Raw genomic sequence first — 22,627 nt, 5'->3', positions numbered from 1 at the left:
AATTTTATTTTGCAACACTAACTTTTGCTGATCTAATTACTCTATCATTCATCATATAGCCCTTTTGTAAAAGTTGGACAATATGATTACTTTCATGATCGGCGCTTTCAACATGAAACATCGCTTCATGTAAATTTGGATCAAACTCACCATTTGCTTCTATTGCTTTAACCATATGTTTTTCAAGTTTTTTCAAAAGCAAGTCTAAAGTGTTTTGAACCCCTTCTTTTATTTTCAAACTTAATTCATCATTAGCTTCTACATTAATAGCCGCCTCTAATGCATCAACTACATCAAGCAAATCTTTAGCAAAACTTTCATTTGCATAAATTGTTGCTGAAATTTTTTCTTTTTCCATTCTTTTTTTGATATTTTCAAATTCAGCATTTGCTCTTAAATAAGTATCTTTTAACTCATTATACTCTGCTTGAAGTTTTTCTAATTCATTGTTTTGATTTTCTGAATTTTCCACTGCTTCTTCTTGCATTTGCTCATTTTGCTTTTCTTCGCTCACGCAGCCTCCTTTATAATATTTAACATTGTTTTAAAATCAGAATACACACTACCGGCAAAAACCACATTAGATTCTTTGCCTAAAAATGTACTCTTAAGCTTTAATCCCATAAAACCCTCTTCAAATAAAGGATCAAATTGCAATTTATCGTTAAAATAAAATCCAATTTGAGGAGATAAAAGCTTAGCAAATTCATCATTTTGATAAATTTGATAAGCTTTACTCTCATTATATCTATAATAAACCATAGCTTCTTTTAGCATAGTTATTTTTTCCAATAACTCTTTAAACTCAACTCTAAAAGCTAAATTTTCAATACTTTTTAGATCAAGCCCTATAAGTCTTTGTAAGAAAACCAGACTATCTTGGCTAAATCTTAAAACCAACTCATTTTGTCCAAAATCAAGTATGATAAATTTATCATTAACCTTGGTAATATCTTGCAAAATAAGCTCATCGCCACCATAAACTAAGGTATAAATTTCAAACTTATCAAGCAAAAACTCCAACAATGCAAGATCGTTAATCACAATCTCATCTTCGCAAAGTTGCTCATACCAATAAGCCTTCATAGCACTAAAAGTTGGTATGCGACCACTGCTAATATGAAGTTGCGTTAATACACCTTCATCACTTAATTTTTTAAAATAAACTCTTATGGTAGAAGCAGGTATGCTAACTTTATGATTTAACTCATTAGAACCCACAGGGTTATTATCCTCTAGATAGGTTTCAATGATAGTTTTTAAAATTAAATCTTTTTTACTATAAGACTTCACTATAAAACCTTAAATTTTTTATTTTAGCACTCAATGTTTTTAAGTGACAAGATAATTATACAACTTTAGTATAATAATGTCAAGTTATTTTTAAATAAAAATATTTAAAATTATTTAGTCTATATAACTAAAGTTTATTTAGCCATTTATATATAATATATAAAAACTTATTTTTCAGTTTTTTTAAAAGAAAAGATAATATAATTGCGTCTAGCAATATTTTTTAAAAGGTTTATAATAATGAAAAATCTTACTTTAAGAGAAAAGCAAGATCTTGAAGCTTATGTGTTTTCCAATATAGAAAGAAAAAAAATGGCTTTAAGTAGAATTTTAAAGTTATATTATTTAAGATTTTTTAGACTAGTTTTTTAATTTATATTTTCTCATACCCTCTTTTGTGAAAGATAAGTCTTTAAAATCAGGGGATGAGATTAACTCCATACAAGTTTTATCCAAATTTTCCATTCCACTTACTTGCATACTAGCTTGCAAATTTTCATCTAAATATAAATCAAAAATTACACAAGCTTGATTATTGACCTTGTAGAGAATTTTTCCACCTTTTTTCTCATCTAGTTCATACGCTTGTAATTTATCATTTTTACTCATTTTTTTAATTTCATTTGCAAAAGATTGATGTAAGGTATAATAAATCATAAAATCGCGCATAATATTTTTAATATCAGCAATTTCTTTTCTTAGTTTTGATAAATCTTTAGTGTATAAACTTATAAATTGCGTATTTAAGTATTCATTTAGACTTTTTTCGTTTAATTTTTCACACAATGGATAAATTTTAACCACGAAAGCCTTATCTTTAGCAAGTACTATATCCACACAAGCTTGCTTGTTTTGTTTGTATTCTAAAAATAAAGCTTGACTAGAGCTTAAATTTAGCGTGTTTTGTTTATTATAAGCAAAATCACTTAAATCTTCATAGATATTTGCATAAGAAAAAATTCCTATAAAAAGCAATAATAAATTTTTCATTCAAATAAATCTTTATGATGAATTTTTAAGTACTCCACTACTTCTAAGATCTCATCAACTCCTTCTTTTTGGGTATTATGACAAACTTCATCAATACAATCAATATAAACTCCAATTGCTTTTTCTAATTTTACTCTTTTTACCCCAGCAAACAAGAGCATTGCTTCTAAAACTATACTTAATTCATATTGTAAATTTTCTATTTCTTCTTTAAAATCATGATTTGTTTTCATTATTTTCCTTTAATTCTTTACTTTTAATTAAATCTACAAATTGTGCTTTTATAAAATCATAATTAGAGCTATCTTTATACGCAGCAAATAATCCTCCGCTAGCATTTTTATGCCCTCCCCCATTGACCAAACTTTTAGCCATCAAACTCACATCGATTTTATTATTTGCTCTAAAACTTAAGGTTTTTCTCGAACTAAGATCAACAAAAAAATCAAAATCAGGATTTTGCATTAAAAAATCATTTCCAATTACGGAAGTATTGCCTATATTTGAAGTTAATAAACCTTTACTTCCTTTATAAAATACACTAAATTTTTCTTTATTTACACTTAGTCTTTCTACCACAAATTTTGAAATTAAATTGCTTAAGGTATCATCATTTTCTTTTTTAAAAAAAGATTTTTTTAAGCCATGCAAATCATCATCTAAATTAATATGAGCATTTTTTTGATGAATGTATTTTCTACAAACATCAAAAAGATAAAAAAGATATTTGATATTTTCTTGTGCAAACATTACCCTATTGATTTCTTTTGCTCCAGAAACCATACCAAGCAGTACTTTTCCAAGTTCAAAATTCTCATCTTCACTCAACCAAATATCTACTGCATTTACCACATCCACAAATTCTGACAAAGCCTTATTTTCACCATAACATTTACTAAAAAAATCATAAACAATCTTAGTAGCACATCTTTTATCATCTAAAAAATACCAAGGATATTTTTGCATACATTCTAAGCCACTTTGATGATGATCTAAAAGTAAAAGTTTGATTTTTTTGCCTTCTATGGCTTTTTGAAAATCTTCACATTGACTTAATGTTAAATTTAAATCCGTGATTAAAATCACAAATTCTTCATTAGGATTTTGCTTTAAATCTTCCTCTATATTTTTAAAAATCACATTAAAATTTTCATTAATCTCTTTACCATAATTAGAATTATAAAAATAACAATTCTTAAAATAAAAATCTAGCACATACTGACAAGCATAGCCATCTAAATCCGTATGTGAAAGATGATAAATTTTCATATTTTTCCTTTATAAATTATCAACTTTTATGATACCTTCTGTTTCAAACTTGGTATTTTCTGCAATCTCAGCAAAACTTAAGACCGTAATATTAATACCAAAATTAGAACAAATATCAGCAATGAATTTTCTAAGTTGCGGCTCAACACAAAGCAAGAAAGGCTTAATTCTTGTATTTGCCACACTTGCAAGTTCAGCTTTTAAAGCTTCTACTAAAGCGCCGGTTTGAGCTACATTTATCATTAAATGATACGAACCATCTTTAAACTGCACATGCTCCATTAATTTTGCAGCCGCAGCAGCATCAAAAATATAAAAGCTAATTTGCCCTTTTTCATCCACATATAAATTTGTAATTGCTCTTGCTAAAGAAGCCCTTACATGCTCAATAATCATATCCAAACTCTTGCTTACTTCAGCTATATCACTAATTGATTCTAAAATTGTAAGCATATCTTTAATAGGAATATGCTCTTTAAGTAAAGCTTTTAAAACTTTTTGAATCAAACCTATACTAGCAACTCTTAAACAATCATCTACCACGATAGGATAATCATTTTTGATTTTATCTAGTAAATTTTGCACTTCTTGTTTAGTTAAAAGCTCTGAAGCATTAGCTTTTATAAGCTCACTCATATGGGTTGAAATCACACTTGCTGGATCAATTACAATATAACCATTTAGCGTTGCCTCATCTTTTAAGGATGATTCTATCCACAAAGCATCAGAATTAAAAGCAGGTTCTTTAGTAGCTATACCTTCGATAGGTTCAGTGATAAAACCACTATCCATAGCTAGATATTTATCGGGATAAATTTCAGCACTAGCTATACCTACACCTTTGAGTTTAAAAGTATATTCATTTGGTTTTAATTGCAAATTATCTCTAATTCTAATTTTTGGCATTAAAAAACCTAAACTTTGAGCTATATTGCGTCTTGTTGATCTAATACGCTCTGTTAATTCACTTTCTGCTAGTTTGATAAGTCCATAACCTAATTCTAATTCTAAAATTTCTAATTTTAAAATATCTGTGATTTTATTTTCTTCTTCTTTTAAGATTTCTTCTTCGCTGCGTTTTTGAGGTTTAGCTTGTTCTTCTTCATGGGTTTCTTGAGACTTTTTAGCTGAAATTGCATTGATTTGAATTTTACCTTCTTGCACTTGCTTTATCATATAACCAAGTCCTAAAAACACCAAAGCCATAAAGCCCAAAGAAAAATGTGGCAAGCCTGGTACTAAAGCAAATATAAATAAAACAAAGCCCACAATTAATAAAGTTTTGTATTCCCCTAAAAGCTGATTGATAGAACCTTCAGCAAAATTATCCTCATCTTTACTAGCACGCGTGATGATAATTGCAGTTGCCGTTGAAGTTATAAGTCCAGGAATTTGAGAAACAAGTCCATCACCTATTGTTAATATAGTATAAGTTGAAGCACATTCTCCAAGCTCCATATCATGCTGAAAATAACCTATCATAAACCCACCAATTAAATTTACAATGGTGATAATAATCCCAGCAACAGCATCCCCTTTTATAAATTTAGAAGAACCATCCATTGCTCCATAAAAATTTGCTTCAGCTATGATTTCTTGGCGTCTTGCGCGTGCAGTTTTTTCATCAATCAAACCTGCATTTAAATCCGCATCAATAGCCATTTGCTTACCTGGCATTGCATCAAGGGTAAATCTTGCTTGAACTTCAGAAACCCTTGTACTACCTTTAGTTACAACCATAAAATTGATTAAAACTAAAATACAAAAAACAACCATACCTATAACATAATTTCCACCAACAACAAATTCACCAAAACTTGCCACTATATCACTAACAGCAGCTGGACCTTGATGACCCTCGCTTAAAATCATACGCGTTGTAGCTATGTTAAGTGAAAGTCTAAAAAGCGTAATAATTAAAATCATAGTTGGAAAAGTTGTTAAATCTGTAGGTTTTGGTATATATAAAGAAATTAAAATAATTAAAACTGAAATTGCTATACTTAAAGCAAGAAAAAAATCTAAAACTATACTTGGTAAAGGTACTATAATAATAGCTAAAATTGCAATAATTACAGCTACTATAGTTAGACTCTTTGCCTTTAAAATAGGTGCAACAAGTGGAGCAATCCAAGGCAATACTAAGCTAAAAATATCCCTTTTAGCCATTATTTTGAATAATATCCTCTAGAGTAATAGAAACTAAAAAATCATCTATCTTATTTTGAAGCTTCACCAACACAGGCATAATTTTACAATTTTCTTCTTTTTGCGAAGGACAAATTCCATTACTACACTCAAATACATTGATAGATTTTTTCTCTACACTATTAATAATTTCTTTTAAAGTGTATTCACTTGGCTTTTTAACAAGCATAAATCCACCTTTAGCACCCTTATAAGATTTCAAAAGTGCGTCTTTAGCAAGTGCTTGTAAAATTTTTGCTAAAAAACTTTTTGGTATATCTAAAACACTTGACATAGTATCTACATCTTGTGGTTCTTGGGATTTTGCTATATGAATTAAAGACAATAAAGCATATTCGCTAGCTTTGGTAAATAACACTTTTTTCCTTTCATTGAAATATTAATAAACAATATCTATTTTTAACTTTAAATAAAAATTTTAATTATATCAAAAATATGTGTTGTTAAATATTAAATTTCTTATTTTTTAAATTTCAGCATTTTTTTTGTTTTTTTAGTTATAATTGCACTTTTTATTTTAAATACCGCTCAGGAGGTCTATTATGGCTTTAGATTCGGCTAAAAAAGCAGAAATAGTTGCAAAATTTGCTAGAAAAGAAGGAGATACGGGTTCTCCAGAAGTTCAAATCGCACTTTTAAGTGCAAGAATTTCAGATTTAACAGAACATTTAAAAATCTACAAAAAAGATTTTTCTTCTCGTTTAGGTCTTTTAAAGCTTGTTGGTCAAAGAAAAAGACTTTTATCTTATCTAAAAAGAAAAGATTATCAAGCTTATTCTAAATTAATCAGCGAATTAAATTTAAGAGATAAATAAGCCTCGTGCTTATTTATCTTTAATATATTTTATTTTAGTTATTTACCACTTCTTTAATTTAAGTTTTCAAAATTTCAATATTTTATTCACAAGAGTTTCACGATGTGATTTTAGCTTCTAAGTATCTAAAAATAGCACTTTAAGTTTTATGAGTAAAAATATTTTTCACATTTAATTTTATTGATTTTTAATGTTTTTTCACTTTTGCTATAAAAAACCCATCTGCATAATTATCTGGTAAAACTCTTTTGGCAAATGACAAGTCAAAATCATCACTTTTTGCATTAATGAAGTTAACATTTAATAAATCAAAATCTAGTAATTCTAATTTAAAATTTTCACTTCTTAACGCATTTTCTAAAACAGCTTCATTTTCTTCTCTTAAAAATGTACAAGTACTATAAACCAATTCCCCACCATGTTTTAAGGCTAGTAATGCTGAATGTAAAAGTTTTTTTTGTAAATTTGCTATTTGCTTAATTTCTTTTGTGTTTTTTTGTATTTCAAAACCCATTTTTGCGAAAGTTGAACAAGGCGCATCAAGCAAAATTTTATCAAATTTCAAAGGACAAGCTTTACCTATAGTGCGTGCGTCTTTTAAAAAGCATTTTGCAATTTTAACTTGATAATTTTCCATAGTTTTTTTTAAGGTAAAAAAGCGTGTTTTAGATAATTCACAACTTGCTAAATAACCCTCATTTTGCATAAAATTGGCCAAATTTAAACTTTTTCCACCAGGAGCTGCACACATATCTAATACATTCTCACCAGCTTTAACACCCAAAGTTTTAGCACATAAATACGAAGAATAATTTTGTATATAAAACTTACCCTCATTAAAAGCATTCATTGAGCTTAATTTACTTTTAAAAATAGTAGGTATTTTATAACAATACAAATCAATTTTTTCAAATTTTATATTTTTTTCATTTAGAATTTCTTCTAGTTTTTCATTGTCAATAAGCAAAGAATTTCTAAAAATATTGAGATATTTTTCTTGATTAAAACTTTGAAGGATTTGTTCTTTTTGCTCTTTTGTATAAATTTCATCTAAAGCTGTATTTAAATCAAGCAAGGCCATAAAAATCCTTTAAAAATAAATATGCAGCTAAAGAATCAAGTTTGCCATCTTTTTTCTTTAAATTCACTACACCAAGCTCTTGTGCGTTTTTAGAGCTAAAACTCTCATCAACAAAAAAAACTTCTTTATCAAAATCAAGTAAAGATATGAAATGCTCTATTCTTTTTCGCATTTCATCTTCACTAGATCCGCCCAAAGGAATTCCTACCACCAAAGTATTTACATCATAGTCTTTAATGTATTTTTTTACCTCATTTGCTGCTTGATTGCGGTTTTTTCTAATGATAGCTTCAAGCGGCATGGCCATGCTTTTATTAATACACAAAGCAACACCAATACGCTTTAAACCTATATCTAACGCTAAAGTATTCATATGCAAGCTCTTATTTTCACTCCAGAAATTTCCACCAGACCCTCAAGTTCATATTCATAAACTCTATCACCAAATTTTTTCAAAACTTTTTCTAAATCATTTTCATGCTTTAAAAAGCTTAACAAATCATCCTCACTTTGCTCTTGATAAAGCTCTCCAAACATTTTTGCAAATTCCTCAAAATTATGAATTAAATTTGCTTTTTTTGTGGCTAAAAGTAAATTTGTTCCTTCACTTTCATCTTTCCTATGAGGTAATACATATATAGGTTTATTCATACTCAAAGCAAGCCTTGCACTTTGCATAGAACCACTTTTTAAATCAGCTTGAGCTATTATAACAACCTCACTTAAAGCAATAATAAGCCTATTTCTTAATAAAAAATCATATGGCTTTGCTTTATATTTTGCTTCATTTTCACTTAAAGCTAATGCATTTTCATAAATATTTAAAATTTCATTTGTATTAGCTTTTGGATAAATCTCATCAAGTCCATTAGCAAATATGGCTATAGTTTGAGGATAAGCTATTTTAGCTGCTTGGATATCCACACCCAAAGCCCCACCACTTACTACACAAACCTTAGTTTTTTTTAACAAAGATACTAACTCAATGAGACAATTTTTAGTATAAACGCTCATTTTTCTAGAACCTATAATAGCTACTTTTCTAGCATTTAAAAGCTCTAAATTGCCTTTATAATAAATCTTTGAAGGTGGATTTAAAAGATTTTTAAAATCTTCAATATTCTCAATAAATTTCATTTAAATATACAAGTTCAACTGAATTTAACAAATCTTTACTTTGCACCAAAGCTTTAAAAGTCTTTTCTCTTGGATGACCAATAGCTATAGCAAAACCTTTCTTTCTTGCCTCTTCTACTGCTTGTTTGAGTTGATTTTTAATATATGCTATATCATCTTCATTATCCAAAAAAACATCTCTAGCTATATAAGGCTGATTAAATTGACTTGCTAAATTTTTAGCTTTAGAATTTCCTATGGTTCTTGAATCTACAAAAATAAAATCATTTTGTTTAAAAGCATTAAATAATTTTTCCATAGCCTGCTTATTTGCAGTAAATAAACTTCCTGTATGGTTGTTAATAAATTTTACCTTTGGAAATTGTTCTTTTACAAAAGCAATGCGCTTGCTTATTTTTTCCATATCATCACTAGGGTGTAAAGTGTTTAATTCTGCCTTGTCATATTTTATAGCAGCAAGAGGCAAATGCACCATAAAAAAGTCAAAATCCTTTGCAAACTCAGCTGTATAAGGATGGCGTTTATCAGGTGGAAAAAAAGATGGGATTAATTTTAAATTTGTTTTTTTAAGCATATCTACATGAGTGTGACTTGCCATATCATCTATAATAATTGCTAGACGAGGCTTGGTATTTTTTTGTACTAGAATTTGAGTTTTATTATCCTCGCTTTTATCTGATATATTTTGCTCTACATTTTTTGATTCTTTGCTTGTATTTTGATCTATTACTTCTAAAATTGAAGTTTGATTATCTTCTTTAGTTTGATTTAACTCTGTATTTACAGGGTTTAAATTTAAAATTTCACTAATATTTTTATCTAAAAATTCTAAATTTTCATTTTCTAAAGTCAAATTTATATCATTAAAACTAAAATTATTTTCTTGTTCTATTATAGGTAATGGTTCTTTTTTGTTTATTGTTTGATTGTAATCTAAACCTTTATTTTCTTCTTTTTTTAAAAACAAAGCTCCAAATGCAAAAAGAAAAATTCCAATTACAACAAGACAAAGCGCTAAAAGCACTTTGTATTTTTTATTTATAGTTTTCAAATTAGTTTTTATCTTTATCAACTAATTTTTTAGCACTAATCCAAGGCATCATAGCGCGAAGTTCGCGTCCTGTTTTTTCTATCAAAGAATCATTCATTAATTTACGCTCTGCATGCATTCTTGCAAAATTCGCTCTTCTTTCTAAGATAAAATCTTTGGCAAAACTTCCATTTTGTATATCTTTTAAAACACCTTTCATAGCTTCTTTAGTTTCTTTGGTAATAATCTTAGGTCCTGTGATATAATCTCCATATTCAGCAGTATTAGAAACAGAATATCTCATATCAGCAATACCACCTTGATAAATCAAATCTACAATTAATTTCATTTCATGCAAACACTCAAAATACGCCATTTCAGGTTCATACCCTGCTTCAACTAAGGTTTCAAAACCAGCTTGGATTAAAGCACTAAGTCCTCCACAAAGCACCGCTTGTTCGCCAAATAAATCTGTTTCAGTTTCAGCTTTAAAAGTCGTTTCTATAATACCTGTTCTACCACCACCTATAGCACTAGCATAACTTAAAGCTAAATTTTTAGCATTTTTACTTTCATCTTGGTGGATAGCAATTAAGCAAGGAGTACCCCCGCCTATACTAAATTCATGTCTTACAGTATGACCTGGAGCTTTAGGAGCTATCATAATCACATCTATACCTTTTGGAGCAACAATTTGTCCATAATGGATATTAAATCCATGTGCAAATGCTAGAGTTTTACCTGCTTTTAATTCAGGTTTAATTTCTTCATTAAAAATTTCACTTTGAATTTCATCAGGAGCTAAAATCATAATCAAATCTGCTTCTTTAGTAGCTTCTTTTACACTTTTTACTATAAAATTTGCTTTTTGAGCTTTTGCCCAACTTTGCCCACCCTCTTTTAAGCCTATGATCACTTCTACACCACTATCTCTTAAATTCATAGCATGAGCATGACCTTGAGAGCCAAAACCTATAATAGCTACTTTTTTTGATTTTATTAAATTAATATCACAATCTTTATCATAATAAATTGACACAGCCATTATGCACTCCTAAAATTAAAATTAAAGCAAAGATTATAACTAAAAAATATAAATTTAATCCTTTTATGATAAAATTTAAGTTTTGAAAAATTACTATAAAGAGTATTATGAAAGAATTATTTAATCAACTAAGCTATGGTCTAAATGCTGATGAAATTACCAATAAAAGCAAGCAAATCATTAGAGAGTTACTAACTTGCGATATCATTAAATTTTATAAAAACAAATACTATTTAAAAGATGGCTTTACTTTTGGTAAGATTGATATTTCAGCTAATGGAACGGGATTTTTAGAAAGTTTTGATCCTGTTTTTAAGCGTGATTTGCTCATAGAAAATAAAAATTTAAAAGGAGCAAATTATGCTGATATAGTTGTGGCAAAATTACTTCCTCTTAAAAAAAAGCGTCCAAGTGCTAAAGTTATCTTAATACTTAAAAGAGCCCATGAAACTTCTTTGGTTATAACTAAAAAATACGGCGAAGCAGTCCTTGGAGTAAATATTCAAACAGGACTCACATGTGCCTTAAAAGCCTCTCAAAAATCCTTAAAAACTCTACCTTTAGGAACTATTTTAAAAATAGAAAATCATGATAATAATATCACTGAAGTGATAGGGCATATTGATGATGATTTTGTAGATGAAAAAATTTCCTTAGCACTTTTTAATAAAAATGCAGTTTTTGATAATTTATGTGAAAATGAAGCAAGAGCTTATGGAAATGAAGTTGATGCGAGTATGTATCCATCAAGAAAAGATCTTAGAAATTTAAATTTTTGTACCATTGATCCAATTGATGCAAAAGATTTTGATGATGCAATTTATTATGATAAAAATGAGCATGCTATTTATGTAGCCATAGCTGATGTAAGTGCTTATGTGCATGCTTATAGTGCTATTGATAAAGAAGCAAGATCGAGGGGTTTTTCGATTTATTTTCCTCATATTGCTATACCTATGTTACCAAGAGCTTTGAGCGAAAATATTTGCTCACTAAAACCTAATGAAGATAGGTTAGCATTTTGTTTTAAAATAAGCTTAGATCAAAACAATGAAGTGATTAAAGAAGAGCTTTTTGAGGCTATTATCAACTCAAAACGCCGTTTTAATTACGATGAAGTTGATGAGTATTTACAAAAGCAAGAAGATTTAGGCACAATCAATTGGCTTTATGAGGTTTTCAAAATCACTCAAAATTTACGAAAAAAACGATTAAAAAATGCTTGTGAGTTTAAAACCCAAGAGCTAAGAATGACTTTAGATGAAAATAATAAACTCATAAAAACACGCCTTGAAAATGACACTGCCTCGCATAATTTAATCGAAGATTGCATGCTTTTAGCTAATAAAGCTGCAGCAAAACTCATTGATATAGGAGTTTTTAGAAATCATTTAAATCCTGATTATAAAAAAATAGATCAATTGCTAGCTGATCTTTCAACACTTAGTATAGATATTAATCCTAAAAATAATGTCATAGAATTATTTAAAGACATTCAAGTCTTAGCAAATGAGCTAAATATAAGAGAAGAAGTAGATAAACTCATCATCAAAGCGCAAAAAAAAGCAGAATATTCTAGTGAAAATGCAGGGCATTTTGGCTTAGGTTTTGATAAATATACCCATTTTACAAGTCCTATTAGAAGATATTCTGATCTTATATTGCATAGACTTTTAAAAGCTAAAATCAACAATGATGAAAAAATGTTTAATTATTTGCTTTTAAATATACAAAGTACTTGCGAGGAATTAAGTTTATTAGAAAGAGAAGCAGATAAGGTTGCTTGGCATTTTATGGATAGAAAATTTGCAAGATGGGCAAAAGAAAATATAGGAAAAAGATTTAAGGCTTTAGTGGTAGAAAATCAAAGTTCATTGCAAGTAAAATTAAATGATGAAATTAAGGGAGCTTTGATTACCATCATAGGTTCAAGGGCAAATTTATTAGAAAATGTAGAAGTAGAAATCACTGAAGTAGATATTGTTAGTGCTAAAATTTTTGGCAAAATTACCAAGCATTTTAGTTTAGAAAGAAACTAAAATGTATAAAAATCAACTCCAAAGCTTACTTAATGGTAATAGTTTTCCCAATTATTTCTTGCTTTATGGAGCGGATAATTTCCAAATAGAGCTTTATACTAAATTTATTAAAGACAAATACTCTTTTGATGAGAGTTTAAGATTTTATTTTGAAGAATATGATTTTAAGCAAGCATATGATTATTTATCTAGCGCTTCTTTATTTAGCGAGAGAAAACTGCTAGAAATCAAAACTCAAAAGAAAATCTCAAGTAAAGAACTCAAGCAACTTTTACAGCTTTGTCAAAATTCGCAAGATAATTATTTTTTACTTGAAATTTATGATGAAAGCTCCAAACAAAGTGAAGCGGAGAAAATTTTTGCTAATAATTTTTGTAGATTTTATAAAGTAAATTCAGCTAAGGAAGGCATGGAATTACTAGCTTTAAAAGCTAAAGAATTAAATATTAACATTACTCAAAATGCCCTTTATGCTCTTTTTTATAATTTTAATGAAAATTTATATTTAGCGGCTAATGAGTTAAATAAATTTAGTGGTCTAAATATCAATGAAAAAATCATCCAAGAGCATTGTTATAGTTTAAGTACTATTAGCTTTGAAAGTTTTTTTGATAAATTAATGCAAAAACAAGATTTAAGAAACGAACTTGAAAATATTTTAGAAAATTATAATGAAATAGCATTGATTAATGCCTTATATGCAAATTTTTCTAGACTTTTTAAAATAGCTTTACATATTAAAATTTATGGAAATTTAGACTTAAAAGAAATTTTAGGCTATGCTCCACCTATTTCTGTGGCACAAAATCTTCAAAAACAAGCTCTTATGATCAAAATATCACAATACAAAAATATCTTTCTGACACTTTGTAATTGCGAATATGAATTAAAAAAGAATTCTAAAATAGAAAAAAAAGAATTTTTAATCGCAACACTTTTACAACTTAGCTCCATATTAAAAAGTTAAATTAAGAAAACTTATGGTAAAATGAAATTTGCATTTTATGCAAATCCTTGCCTAAAATTTTAGGCTTTATATCCATAAGGAGAAATTAAATGAGACATTATGAAGTTTTATTCATATTAAAACCAACACTTACAGAAGAAGAAGTAAGTGCTAAGTTGGAATTCGTAAAAGAAGTCCTTACAAAAAATGGCGCAGAAATTGAAAGCGTAGTTCCAATGGGAACAAGAAAACTTGCGTACAAAATTAAAAAATACGAAAGAGGAACTTATTTTGTGATTTATTTCAAAGCTCCTACAAATTTAATAGCAGAGCTTGAAAGGGTATTAAGAATCACTGAAGAAGTAATCAGATTTTTAATCGTAAAATATGAAAATAAAAAAGAAATTGCAGCTTGGGAAAGACTAAGCAAGGGTATCAAACAAAATAAAAAAGAAATTAAAGCTAGTGAAAGCACAGAAGGCTAATTAATGTTTAACAAAGTCGTTTTAGTAGGGAATCTTACAAGGGACATAGAAATGCGTTATGCTCCATCAGGTAGCGCAATAGGCTCTTCTGCTATAGCTGTAACAAGAAGATTTAGTACAAATACAGGAGAAAAAAGAGAGGAAACCTGCTTTATCGACATTAGCTTTTTTGGAAGAACTGCAGAAATTGCTAATCAATACCTTAACAAAGGTAGTAAAATTTTAATCGAAGGTCGTTTGAGATTTGAGCAATGGAGCGATCAAAATGGACAAAACAGATCAAAGCATAGTATTCAAGTTGAAAATTTAGAAATGCTAGGTTCAACTGTACAAAATAATCAACAAAGTAATTTTGAAAATCAAAATTATGGTTATAATCAAAATTTTAATCAACAACAAAGCTTTGATCCTTATGCTCAAGTACAAACTAAAACAAATTCATCTAATAATACCTATCAAAATCCTCAAAAGGAAGCCCCTATGAAGGAAATTGATATTGATAAATATGATGATGATACAGAATTACCATTTTAAAGGAAAAAACATGGCAGAAAAAAGAAAATACTCACGCAAATATTGTAAATATACTGAAGCTAAAGTTGATTTTATAGACTATAAAGATACAGCATTGCTAAAACATGCTTTATCAGAAAGATTTAAAATCATGCCACGCCGTTTAACAGGCACTAGCAAAAAACACCAAGAAATGGTTGAAGTTGCTATTAAGCGTGCAAGACATGTAGCACTTATCCCTTATATCGTAGATAGAAAAGAAGTTGTTACCAATCCTTTTGAAGGACTATAATTATTAAATCAAACCCAAGCTTTTTAAGCTTGGGAAAATAAAAAGGTTGTTTTATGTTTTCAGATATAGAATCTGAAATTTATGTTATTTTACTTGCATCCGTTGCTATTATAGCAGTTTTAAATCCTTTTGGAAATCTTCCACAATTTATTGCAATGACTGAAGGTCTAGATGCTGATATAAGAAAAAAACTTTTTAGAAATATCATTTACACTGCATTTTGTATTGTTTTAGTTTTTTTACTTTCTGGACCATTTATCATGAAATATTTATTTAAAATAGATATTAATGATTTACGAGTTGCAGGTGGTTTGATTTTAATCATTATGAGTACAAAAAATCTACTTTTCACCCCATCAAGCACTCAATTTCAACACTATCAAGGATTAAGCCACAAAGAATTATTAAAAAAAAGTATAGTGCCAATGGCATTTCCTATGCTTGTAGGACCTGGAACACTTTCTACCATAGTAGTTATTTCAGAAGATCAAAATTTAGCTATAGCCATAGCTTCTGTATTACTTACTTTTGCTTTTATTTTTGCTTTATTTCACTTTTCAGCTACTATTGAAAAAGTTATCGGTAAGCTTGTGCTTTATGTTTTTTCACGCATTGCTTTAGTTTTTATTATGGCTATGGGAGTAAAAATGATAGCTATTGGAATTCAAACTTACATTCAATCTACCTAGGATAAATAAAAAAACTTTTTTGTAAAAACACTTCTTCATTTACTGCTTTATTGGTATTTAACAACACACTAATATTTACCGCTACAATACTTTTTGCATGAACATACTTTGCAATTAATTTATTATTTTTACATTCACCCAAAGGATAAGCATAATCAATTCGTATTTTTATATTATTATATTCAAAATTATATTCACTTAAGCATTCTTTACCCTCCAAATAGGCTTGATATAAAAAATATTTAGCAAACTCTTTTGCATCATGAAGTAAAATATTTCCTTGAGTATAAAGCGCTAAATCTTTCATAATTCTTGGTGGATATGAAGAAATTTTTATTATAAACGCCATAATAAAAGAAATAAATAAAATAAAAAATATTGTATATATCATTGCAAATGATTTTTTCACAAAAGCATCCATTTATCTAAACATCTATTTTGAGTATTACTGCAAATTGTAATTTTTAATAACTCGCCATCATGCTTGAAAATAAGTTTTGAAATATTTTGAGCTAATAAAAATACTTGTTTGTTATGATTTAAATCATCAATTTGCATATAAATATTTTTATTTTTCAAATACACCTTAATATAAGCATATAAAATAGTATAAAATCCGCTAAAACTCTCATCAAAAAAATTGATTTTTTCTCTATCATCAACTAATATTTTATAGATTTTTGAATTTTTTATATCATAAATATACATATAATCACTAGTGTATATTTTCAACTTCTTCATACTATGCATATCTTTATAATTGCTCAAAATTCCTTCAGAAATTCCATTTTCTATAAAATACAAATTACTTTTTGGGCTAAAAAAACTTTCATTATTTTCTAAAATAATACCACTGAAGTTTAATTTTTTTAATGACAAATCATAAAAAATATCATCATTTGCACTCATATAACACTCAAAAGAATTACTTGTAAATATTGCATTCAAGCAAGAATTATAAATTTTCTCCATGCTAAGTAAAGCTTGATTTAAATCAAAAAATATTTCACTAGATTTTTTAACATTAAAACTATAATTATAAATATACATAGCTGGATTAATTAAAATAGTAATCAAAATACCCAAAATAACAAGACTTAACGCAAGTTCCAATAAACTAAAAGCCTTTTTCATCTACAAAAGCTTCTTTATAGGATAAATCTTTTATTTTTAAAGATTTGAGTTTAAATTCATCACTAGTGTATTCTAAAAAGTTGTAATTATTTATATTTATCTCTTTTGCTTTATATGAAGGAATTTTCTTTAGCAATTCTTTTTCTTCATTAAAAAGGGTTTGATTTTGCCATATAGCATTTAAAGATTTATTTGCAAATACAAGATAATAAGATCCAAAAATAAAAGATAAAATTACAATACAAAAAGCAAGCTCTAGGAGACTAAAAGCTTGCTTCATTTATTTAAACTTGCATTAAAAGCTTCAAAAAAGGCACCGCGTAAAGCTCTTTTTTCTAAAGCTTCAATTCCTTTTATAGTTACTCCTGCTGGAGAACAAATTTTTTCTTTAATAATAGCAGGATGAGCATGATTAAACAAAGCACTAAAGCTTTCAAAACTTGCACGAGTAAGCCCATAACTAAGCTCATTTTTTAAACCATTTTTCACACCTGCATTAGCTAAACTTTCTGCTACCAAAGCCAAAAATGCAGGAGCACAACCACTCAAAACCATAGCTATATCAAATTCTTTTTCATTTTGCAAACTTATGGCTTTACCAAAAGTATTTAGCAAAGATAAAATTTCATCTTTAAATAAATCTTTTTCCATTAAATAAGCAGTTGTAGAAGCTTTAAATTCGGCTGCTGTATTTGGCATAATTTTCACATAATTTTGTGCATCAATACAATGAAGCCGCTCAAAAGTAGTGTTTGCTAAAACCGAAATAAGCCATCTTGCCTTGCCTTTTAATTTAACAGCTACTTCTTCTAATGCATAAGGTTTAAAAGCCAAAATAATATTTTTATTATCCATATCAAACTCATCATACGATAATACTTTTAAATTTAAACCACTGGCTTTTTTTAAATCCCTAGCAACAATAACTACTTTATAAGTATCCTCTAAACCTTTAGCTATAGCACTTGCCATAGCACCATTTCCTAAAATATAAATTTCAGACATTATTTTGTTTGTTTAATAAAAGCTGAAATCTTTTCAGACTGAAAATAATTAGGATATTTGCTTGTATCTAAAATCACTTGCACTAAAGAGTTATTATCATAATTCATCACAACAGGTGCTAAAAAATTTACCGTAGATTCTTCTAATGGCTCATTAATAGCCACTATAACAAACACACCAAAATTAGTTTGCTCATTTAAAGCTAATAATTCTTGATAATAATCAGGCACTTCAAAATCATAATCAGGACGGATCATATAAGGATCAATCATCACAAAAGAAAAATCTTTACCATCAAGGCTTTTAAGTCTATAAAAAACCTCGTCTATTTTATAAAAATTCATATTTTTGGTATCTTCAAAACCTAAAATAGGACATTTAACTTCTAAGTTCATCTTGCCTCCTAAAATCTATTGACTAAGAAATTACAACTCATTAAGCAATTTTAGTTCCAATTTTAAAAATTACACTAATTAAGAGTTTTTGACTATAATTTTAGTTTTAAAAATTAACAATTTCATAAACATAAAAACATTATAATTACAATTATTAAATTTATAAGGTAACACAATGAAAAAACTTTTTATTTTTTCACTTATTATTGCAGGTTTATTTTTAGGAGCATGTAGCTCGAAAAAAGCTGAAGATTTATATAATCTAAGTTCTATGGAATGGTATCAACAAATTATAAAAGATTTACAAGAAAAAAATCTTGAAGCAGCTGATAAACACTATACTTCAATGGCAGGTGAACATATTGCTGATCCATTATTAGAACAAACTTTACTTATATTAGCTCAAGCTCATATTAGTGAAGAAGAATATGAAATGGCAAATTTTTATCTTGATGAATATTTAAACAAATTTGGTGATTCTAAAAATGTAGCTTATATAAGATATTTAAAAATCAAAGCTAAATTTGACTCTTTTGCTGTTCCAAATCGTAACCAAGCTTTAATGCTAAAAACAATAGAAGAAATCAAAGAATATAATCAAAACTATCCTAATGTACAATATAATGATTTAATCGATACTATGCTAACTAAATTTAATCTTGCAGTTTTTTACCTTGATGCAAGTATAGCAGAGTTATATCAGAAAAAAAACAGAGAGCAAAGCTATGAGATTTATAAGCAAAAAATCGAAAATTCCGATTTTAATAAAATCGATATGATTAAACCAGAACTTCCATGGTATAGAAAAATATTTGAAGAAGGTATAATGTAATGAAATTAGAAAATACTCAAAACTATCCAACAAAACTTCCCATTCTTGTAGAAGATGAGCTTTTTTTATACCCTTTTATGATAACACCTATTTTTTTAAATGATATGCAAAATATTAAAGCCTTAGATACCGCTTTACAAAATGAAAGTATGATTTTTGTGGCACCATCAAAAATTGAAGGTGGGCGTGGCTTTGATGATATATATGATTGTGGTGTCATTGGGAGTATTATGAGAAAAGTTCCACTGCCTGATGGCAGGATTAAAATTTTATTCCAAGGATATGCAAAAGCCAAGATTGTTGAGAGAATTTCGGATGATCCTTTATATGCTTTAGTTGATTTAATTCATCAAGAGCCAATTTGTAATACAAAAAAAGAAGCTATTATAGAAGTAGTTAGAGAAAAAGCCAAAGCTTTATCGACTGTGAGTCATTATTTTCCACCTGATCTTTTAAGAACTATAGAAGAAGATGTCGAGCCTAGCAGAATTTGTGATCTAATATTAAATTCTATTAAAATCAAAAAACAACAAGCTTATGAATTTTTTATCGAAACTAATTTAGAAACCAAGCTTTTAAATTTAATTGATTATTTAGCTAAAGAAATTGAAGCAAATAAAATCCAAAAAGAAATCAAAAATAAAGTTCATTCTAAAATTGACAAGGTTAATAAAGAATACTTTTTAAAAGAACAACTCAAACAAATTCAAAGAGAGCTTGGAAGCGATATACAAAAAGAAAGCGAAGTAGAGGAATATAATAAAAAATTAGAAAAGAAAAAAGCTTTTATGTATGAAGAGGCTTATAAAGAAATCAAAAAGCAAATTCAAAAATATGAAAGAATTCATCAAGATAATTCAGAAGCTTCTATGGTGCAAACTTACATAGAAACGGTTTTAGATATACCTTTTGAGCACTCCTCAAAGAAAAAACTAAATTTAAAAGATGTATCTTTACAACTCAATAGTGATCACTATGCCCTAGAAAAACCAAAAGAGCGTATTGAAGAATACTTTGCAGTTAAAGAACTTTTAGAAAAACGCAAGATTAAAGATAGAGATGGTGCAAAAGTCATCTTGTGCTTAGTTGGCCCTCCTGGTGTTGGCAAGACTTCTTTAGCAAATTCAGTCGCAAAGGCATTAAAAAGAGAGTTAGTGCGCATAGCTTTAGGTGGTTTAGAAGATGTTAATGAACTAAGAGGACATAGAAGAACCTATATAGGAGCTATGCCAGGACGCATTATACAAGGACTTATAGAAGCAAAACAAAGCAACCCAGTAGTTGTGCTTGATGAGATTGATAAACTAAGTCGCAATCATAGAGGAGATCCAAGTGCAATTTTACTTGAAATCTTAGATCCTGAACAAAATACTAAATTTAGAGATTATTATCTAAATTTCAACATCGATTTAAGCAAAATCATTTTCATAGCTACTGCAAATGATGCAAGTTTAATTCCACCTGCTCTAAAAGATAGAATGGAATTTATAGAACTTAGCTCTTACACCCCTCAAGAGAAATTCCAAATAGCCAAAAACTATCTCATACCTGATGAAATAAAAAAACATGGATTAAAAAAAGAAGAAATAAGCTTTAGTGATGATGCTATAGAATTAATAGTAAATGAATATACTAGAGAATCAGGTGTAAGAAATTTAAGAAGAAAAATTGCTGAAATTTGTAGAAAATGTGTTAAAAAACTTCTTTTAGAAAAAGATATTAAAAATATTGAAATTAATGATAAAAATTTAAAAGATTTTTTAAGTAAAAAAGTCTTTGAAATAGAAAAGCACGAAAAAGAAAATAAAATCGGACAGGTAAATGGACTTGCTTGGACTGCGGTAGGTGGAGATGTATTGAAAATCGAAGCCATTAAAATCAAAGGCAAGGGTGATCTAACTTTAACAGGGAGCTTAGGTGATGTGATGAAAGAATCAGCAAAAATTGCTCAAAGTCTTGTTAAGAATTTAATCGATGATGAACAAATTAAAGTCTCAAAGAAACTTTTCTACAAAGAAGATGAAAACATATATAATCAATACAATCTTCACATTCATGTACCAGATGGAGCCACTCCAAAAGACGGACCAAGTGCAGGCATAACTATTACCACAGCCATCGCTTCTATTTTTAGCGACAAGAAAGTAAAATCAAATGTTGCAATGACTGGAGAAATTGATCTAATGGGCAATGTTCTACCAATAGGTGGTTTAAAAGAAAAACTTATTGCTGCTTATAAAGCTGATATTAAAACAGCCATTATCCCACATAAAAACTATGAAAGAGATTTAAAAGATATTCCTGAAGAAGTAGTAAAAAATATGAAAATTATTGGGGTAAAAAATTTACAAGAAGTTTTAAAAATAGCTCTTATCTAAATTAGAAGCTTTAAGCTTCTAATTTATCTATAATAGCTTTACTTTCTCTTTCTAAATTTTGTATATCTTCTATAATACAATCATAATCCTCTTTAGAAATGCTTTCCTTTTTAGAAAGCTTCACTGCTTTGTTAGCTACATTTTGAATAAATTCACTTTTAGACTCTAATTCTTTAGGAGGAATTAAAGGACAGAAAATGCTTTTTGCATCTTCATCTTTACATAAAGTTGAAATAGGATCTAGATTTTGAAGATTTTCTTGAGAACCATTTAGAGTTAAATAAACATCAGATTTATATAATATATGATCTATTTTCATAGCAGAAAGAGTTAAATCAGATGCAAAATTAACAAAATCTTCTCCTAAATGCAAACTCTTTCCTTCAAGATCTTTAAAAGCTTGGCTAAAATCTAAAATTTTAGCATCAGAAGAACTAGCTATACCATAAACCTTCTCACTATTTTCTTGTATTAAGCCTATTTCTTGATTCATTACTTGAATTGCTAAAGTAATTTCACCTGTTGCTTTTTGTGTTTTTTCAGCAAGTTGTCTTACTTCATCTGCAACTACCGCAAAACCTCTACCATGCTCTCCCGCACGAGCTGCCTCAATAGCTGCATTTAAAGCAAGTAGGTTAGTTTGATCTGCAATATCCCTAATTACTTCAACAATCGCATTGATGTTTTGAGAATTTGAAGCAAAAGTATCAACAGCATTTTTACTTTCATTGGCTACTTGCATCATAAAACCAATTGATTCTTGTAAGCCACCAATCTCGATACCATTTTTTTGCGCTGTATTAGAAATAACTTTAATATCACCAAAAACTTTCCTCATAAGTTTAATGATAGCATTTAAATCTGTAGATAATTTTAATAAATTTTTATTTTGACTATTTAAACTCAAGTCCATAAGTTCTCTTGATAAAGCATTCTTAAACACCAATTTTCCAGTTTTTTCTATCTCATCCAAAGCTTTATTAATAAAGTTAATATTATGAACAAAAATACCTTTTAAACCTTCAGGGATAGCTCTTCTAAAATATTCACC

General features: G+C 28.2%; 27 protein-coding genes and 1 pseudogene. 10 read left to right on the top strand and 18 right to left on the bottom strand.

Features of this window, described 5'->3' with window-relative positions:
- Window positions 1-4: 4 nt before the first annotated feature.
- On the bottom strand, window positions 5-514 hold the full coding sequence (gene grpE, locus L8X27_RS00780) for a nucleotide exchange factor GrpE (RefSeq protein ID WP_114640401.1): 510 nt from the start codon (window positions 512-514) through the stop codon (window positions 5-7).
- Window positions 511-1,293, bottom strand: a complete 783-nt coding sequence (locus L8X27_RS00775; RefSeq protein WP_133318800.1) for an HrcA family transcriptional regulator — start codon at window positions 1,291-1,293, stop codon at window positions 511-513. The genes grpE and L8X27_RS00775 overlap by 4 nt, the downstream gene beginning before the upstream one ends.
- A gap of 240 nt (window positions 1,294-1,533) precedes the next feature.
- Here L8X27_RS00775 and L8X27_RS00770 point away from each other — a divergent pair, with 240 nt between their 5' ends.
- Window positions 1,534-1,665 (top strand): hypothetical protein, encoded by a 132-nt coding sequence (locus L8X27_RS00770; protein WP_256374638.1) that lies wholly within the window; start codon window positions 1,534-1,536, stop codon window positions 1,663-1,665.
- Here L8X27_RS00770 and L8X27_RS00765 read toward each other — a convergent pair.
- From L8X27_RS00765 to L8X27_RS00745, 5 genes are read right to left on the bottom strand one after another with little or no spacing between them, the layout of a single operon-like run.
- Window positions 1,654-2,283, bottom strand: a complete 630-nt coding sequence (locus L8X27_RS00765) for a hypothetical protein (protein WP_263666174.1) — start codon at window positions 2,281-2,283, stop codon at window positions 1,654-1,656. The two genes, L8X27_RS00770 and L8X27_RS00765, sit on opposite strands and share 12 nt — an antisense overlap.
- On the bottom strand, window positions 2,280-2,516 hold the full coding sequence (locus L8X27_RS00760; protein ID WP_263659094.1) for a hypothetical protein: 237 nt from the start codon (window positions 2,514-2,516) through the stop codon (window positions 2,280-2,282). The genes L8X27_RS00765 and L8X27_RS00760 overlap by 4 nt, the downstream gene beginning before the upstream one ends.
- Entirely contained in the window at window positions 2,500-3,552 is a 1,053-nt protein-coding gene (locus tag L8X27_RS00755; RefSeq protein ID WP_039618500.1) for a DHH family phosphoesterase, read from the bottom strand. Before L8X27_RS00755 ends, L8X27_RS00760 begins: the two co-directional genes overlap by 17 nt.
- 9 nt (window positions 3,553-3,561) lie before the next feature.
- Window positions 3,562-5,721 (bottom strand): flagellar biosynthesis protein FlhA, encoded by a 2,160-nt coding sequence (gene flhA, locus L8X27_RS00750; protein WP_133318796.1) that lies wholly within the window; start codon window positions 5,719-5,721, stop codon window positions 3,562-3,564.
- Window positions 5,714-6,118 (bottom strand): Rrf2 family transcriptional regulator, encoded by a 405-nt coding sequence (locus L8X27_RS00745; protein WP_220567238.1) that lies wholly within the window; start codon window positions 6,116-6,118, stop codon window positions 5,714-5,716. Before L8X27_RS00745 ends, flhA begins: the two co-directional genes overlap by 8 nt.
- A gap of 184 nt (window positions 6,119-6,302) precedes the next feature.
- Here L8X27_RS00745 and rpsO point away from each other — a divergent pair, with 184 nt between their 5' ends.
- On the top strand, window positions 6,303-6,575 hold the full coding sequence (rpsO, locus tag L8X27_RS00740) for a 30S ribosomal protein S15 (RefSeq protein ID WP_012661650.1): 273 nt from the start codon (window positions 6,303-6,305) through the stop codon (window positions 6,573-6,575).
- 187 nt (window positions 6,576-6,762) lie between these two features.
- Here the strand turns inward: rpsO and L8X27_RS00735 are convergent, their stop codons facing one another.
- The 5 genes from L8X27_RS00735 to ilvC are packed head-to-tail and all read right to left on the bottom strand — an operon-like array spanning window position 6,763 to window position 10,868.
- Window positions 6,763-7,656 (bottom strand): RsmB/NOP family class I SAM-dependent RNA methyltransferase, encoded by an 894-nt coding sequence (locus tag L8X27_RS00735; RefSeq protein ID WP_263664422.1) that lies wholly within the window; start codon window positions 7,654-7,656, stop codon window positions 6,763-6,765.
- On the bottom strand, window positions 7,643-8,029 hold the full coding sequence (gene ruvX, locus L8X27_RS00730) for a Holliday junction resolvase RuvX (RefSeq protein ID WP_220567240.1): 387 nt from the start codon (window positions 8,027-8,029) through the stop codon (window positions 7,643-7,645). The genes L8X27_RS00735 and ruvX overlap by 14 nt, the downstream gene beginning before the upstream one ends.
- Window positions 8,026-8,793 carry a DNA-protecting protein DprA gene (locus tag L8X27_RS00725; protein WP_263660085.1) on the bottom strand — a complete coding sequence of 256 codons (768 nt, stop codon included), beginning with the start codon at window positions 8,791-8,793 and terminating at the stop codon, window positions 8,026-8,028. The genes ruvX and L8X27_RS00725 overlap by 4 nt, the downstream gene beginning before the upstream one ends.
- Window positions 8,780-9,835 (bottom strand): divergent polysaccharide deacetylase family protein, encoded by a 1,056-nt coding sequence (locus L8X27_RS00720; protein ID WP_263671415.1) that lies wholly within the window; start codon window positions 9,833-9,835, stop codon window positions 8,780-8,782. Before L8X27_RS00720 ends, L8X27_RS00725 begins: the two co-directional genes overlap by 14 nt.
- 10 nt (window positions 9,836-9,845) lie before the next feature.
- Entirely contained in the window at window positions 9,846-10,868 is a 1,023-nt protein-coding gene (ilvC, locus tag L8X27_RS00715) for a ketol-acid reductoisomerase (protein WP_012661655.1), read from the bottom strand.
- Window positions 10,869-10,975: 107 nt separating this feature from the next.
- On the opposite strand from ilvC, the gene L8X27_RS00710 reads away from it, so the two are divergent.
- The 6 genes from L8X27_RS00710 to L8X27_RS00685 all read left to right on the top strand — a co-directional run bounded on the left by L8X27_RS00710 (window position 10,976) and on the right by L8X27_RS00685 (window position 15,832).
- Complete coding sequence (locus L8X27_RS00710) at window positions 10,976-12,907, top strand: VacB/RNase II family 3'-5' exoribonuclease (protein WP_263671409.1); 1,932 nt, start codon at window positions 10,976-10,978, stop codon at window positions 12,905-12,907.
- A gap of 1 nt (window position 12,908) precedes the next feature.
- The gene (gene holA / locus L8X27_RS00705) at window positions 12,909-13,874 is read left to right on the top strand and encodes a DNA polymerase III subunit delta (RefSeq protein ID WP_263660088.1); all 966 of its coding nucleotides are present in this window, start codon (window positions 12,909-12,911) and stop codon (window positions 13,872-13,874) included.
- Window positions 13,875-13,963: 89 nt separating this feature from the next.
- A complete protein-coding gene (gene rpsF / locus L8X27_RS00700) occupies window positions 13,964-14,338 on the top strand; it encodes a 30S ribosomal protein S6 (protein ID WP_133318789.1) in 375 nt (124 codons plus the stop codon).
- Between the two features lie 3 nt (window positions 14,339-14,341).
- On the top strand, window positions 14,342-14,872 hold the full coding sequence (locus L8X27_RS00695; RefSeq protein ID WP_263671410.1) for a single-stranded DNA-binding protein: 531 nt from the start codon (window positions 14,342-14,344) through the stop codon (window positions 14,870-14,872).
- A 10-nt stretch (window positions 14,873-14,882) separates the two neighbouring features.
- Complete coding sequence (gene rpsR, locus L8X27_RS00690) at window positions 14,883-15,143, top strand: 30S ribosomal protein S18 (RefSeq protein WP_039618521.1); 261 nt, start codon at window positions 14,883-14,885, stop codon at window positions 15,141-15,143.
- Between the two features lie 53 nt (window positions 15,144-15,196).
- Window positions 15,197-15,832, top strand: a complete 636-nt coding sequence (locus tag L8X27_RS00685; protein ID WP_263659084.1) for a MarC family protein — start codon at window positions 15,197-15,199, stop codon at window positions 15,830-15,832.
- Here the strand turns inward: L8X27_RS00685 and L8X27_RS00680 are convergent.
- From L8X27_RS00680 to fliW, 5 genes are all read right to left on the bottom strand, one after another.
- The gene (locus tag L8X27_RS00680; RefSeq protein WP_263659083.1) at window positions 15,825-16,139 is read right to left on the bottom strand and encodes a hypothetical protein; all 315 of its coding nucleotides are present in this window, start codon (window positions 16,137-16,139) and stop codon (window positions 15,825-15,827) included. The genes L8X27_RS00685 and L8X27_RS00680 overlap by 8 nt on opposite strands.
- Window positions 16,140-16,237: 98 nt before the next feature.
- Window positions 16,238-16,966, bottom strand: coding sequence for a prepilin-type N-terminal cleavage/methylation domain-containing protein (locus L8X27_RS00675; protein WP_263660961.1), 729 nt, complete (start codon window positions 16,964-16,966; stop codon window positions 16,238-16,240).
- Window positions 16,950-17,246, bottom strand: coding sequence for a hypothetical protein (locus L8X27_RS00670; RefSeq protein ID WP_263660963.1), 297 nt, complete (start codon window positions 17,244-17,246; stop codon window positions 16,950-16,952). Before L8X27_RS00670 ends, L8X27_RS00675 begins: the two co-directional genes overlap by 17 nt.
- Window positions 17,243-17,971 carry a pyrroline-5-carboxylate reductase gene (locus L8X27_RS00665; protein ID WP_263660964.1) on the bottom strand — a complete coding sequence of 243 codons (729 nt, stop codon included), beginning with the start codon at window positions 17,969-17,971 and terminating at the stop codon, window positions 17,243-17,245. The genes L8X27_RS00670 and L8X27_RS00665 overlap by 4 nt, the downstream gene beginning before the upstream one ends.
- Window positions 17,971-18,366 carry a flagellar assembly protein FliW gene (gene fliW, locus L8X27_RS00660; RefSeq protein WP_012661666.1) on the bottom strand — a complete coding sequence of 132 codons (396 nt, stop codon included), beginning with the start codon at window positions 18,364-18,366 and terminating at the stop codon, window positions 17,971-17,973. The genes L8X27_RS00665 and fliW overlap by 1 nt, the downstream gene beginning before the upstream one ends.
- Window positions 18,367-18,541: 175 nt before the next feature.
- Between fliW and bamD the strand changes: the two genes are divergently transcribed.
- Both bamD and lon read left to right on the top strand, forming a co-directional pair.
- The gene (gene bamD, locus L8X27_RS00655) at window positions 18,542-19,198 is read left to right on the top strand and encodes an outer membrane protein assembly factor BamD (protein ID WP_263680955.1); all 657 of its coding nucleotides are present in this window, start codon (window positions 18,542-18,544) and stop codon (window positions 19,196-19,198) included.
- Window positions 19,198-21,576, top strand: a complete 2,379-nt coding sequence (gene lon, locus L8X27_RS00650; RefSeq protein WP_263671414.1) for an endopeptidase La — start codon at window positions 19,198-19,200, stop codon at window positions 21,574-21,576. The genes bamD and lon overlap by 1 nt, the downstream gene beginning before the upstream one ends.
- 10 nt (window positions 21,577-21,586) lie before the next feature.
- Here lon and L8X27_RS08015 read toward each other — a convergent pair.
- A pseudogene (locus tag L8X27_RS08015) lies at window positions 21,587-22,258 on the bottom strand (methyl-accepting chemotaxis protein); the annotation flags it as partial.
- Window positions 22,259-22,627 lie beyond the last annotated feature (369 nt).

This window comes from Campylobacter sp. CNRCH_2015_1657, assembly GCF_025772685.1.
GTDB lineage: Bacteria > Campylobacterota > Campylobacteria > Campylobacterales > Campylobacteraceae > Campylobacter_D > Campylobacter_D lari_D.
The sequence above is the reverse complement of the archived record's forward strand: the minus strand, read 5'-3'. Positions and strand labels throughout refer to the sequence as shown.

Coding starts and splice junctions, on each gene's coding strand:
- L8X27_RS00770 (WP_256374638.1), top strand. CDS start 1,534: ATGAAAAATCTTACTTTAAGAGAAAAGCAAGATCTTGAAGCTTATGTG.
- L8X27_RS00765 (WP_263666174.1), bottom strand. CDS start 2,283: ATGAAAAATTTATTATTGCTTTTTATAGGAATTTTTTCTTATGCAAAT.
- L8X27_RS00760 (WP_263659094.1), bottom strand. CDS start 2,516: ATGAAAACAAATCATGATTTTAAAGAAGAAATAGAAAATTTACAATAT.
- L8X27_RS00755 (WP_039618500.1), bottom strand. CDS start 3,552: ATGAAAATTTATCATCTTTCACATACGGATTTAGATGGCTATGCTTGT.
- flhA (WP_133318796.1), bottom strand. CDS start 5,721: ATGGCTAAAAGGGATATTTTTAGCTTAGTATTGCCTTGGATTGCTCCA.
- rpsO (WP_012661650.1), top strand. CDS start 6,303: ATGGCTTTAGATTCGGCTAAAAAAGCAGAAATAGTTGCAAAATTTGCT.
- L8X27_RS00735 (WP_263664422.1), bottom strand. CDS start 7,656: ATGGCCTTGCTTGATTTAAATACAGCTTTAGATGAAATTTATACAAAA.
- ruvX (WP_220567240.1), bottom strand. CDS start 8,029: ATGAATACTTTAGCGTTAGATATAGGTTTAAAGCGTATTGGTGTTGCT.
- L8X27_RS00725 (WP_263660085.1), bottom strand. CDS start 8,793: ATGAAATTTATTGAGAATATTGAAGATTTTAAAAATCTTTTAAATCCA.
- ilvC (WP_012661655.1), bottom strand. CDS start 10,868: ATGGCTGTGTCAATTTATTATGATAAAGATTGTGATATTAATTTAATA.
- L8X27_RS00710 (WP_263671409.1), top strand. CDS start 10,976: ATGAAAGAATTATTTAATCAACTAAGCTATGGTCTAAATGCTGATGAA.
- holA (WP_263660088.1), top strand. CDS start 12,909: ATGTATAAAAATCAACTCCAAAGCTTACTTAATGGTAATAGTTTTCCC.
- rpsF (WP_133318789.1), top strand. CDS start 13,964: ATGAGACATTATGAAGTTTTATTCATATTAAAACCAACACTTACAGAA.
- L8X27_RS00695 (WP_263671410.1), top strand. CDS start 14,342: ATGTTTAACAAAGTCGTTTTAGTAGGGAATCTTACAAGGGACATAGAA.
- rpsR (WP_039618521.1), top strand. CDS start 14,883: ATGGCAGAAAAAAGAAAATACTCACGCAAATATTGTAAATATACTGAA.
- L8X27_RS00685 (WP_263659084.1), top strand. CDS start 15,197: ATGTTTTCAGATATAGAATCTGAAATTTATGTTATTTTACTTGCATCC.
- L8X27_RS00680 (WP_263659083.1), bottom strand. CDS start 16,139: ATGAAAGATTTAGCGCTTTATACTCAAGGAAATATTTTACTTCATGAT.
- L8X27_RS00675 (WP_263660961.1), bottom strand. CDS start 16,966: ATGAAAAAGGCTTTTAGTTTATTGGAACTTGCGTTAAGTCTTGTTATT.
- L8X27_RS00670 (WP_263660963.1), bottom strand. CDS start 17,246: ATGAAGCAAGCTTTTAGTCTCCTAGAGCTTGCTTTTTGTATTGTAATT.
- L8X27_RS00665 (WP_263660964.1), bottom strand. CDS start 17,971: ATGTCTGAAATTTATATTTTAGGAAATGGTGCTATGGCAAGTGCTATA.
- fliW (WP_012661666.1), bottom strand. CDS start 18,366: ATGAACTTAGAAGTTAAATGTCCTATTTTAGGTTTTGAAGATACCAAA.
- bamD (WP_263680955.1), top strand. CDS start 18,542: ATGAAAAAACTTTTTATTTTTTCACTTATTATTGCAGGTTTATTTTTA.
- lon (WP_263671414.1), top strand. CDS start 19,198: ATGAAATTAGAAAATACTCAAAACTATCCAACAAAACTTCCCATTCTT.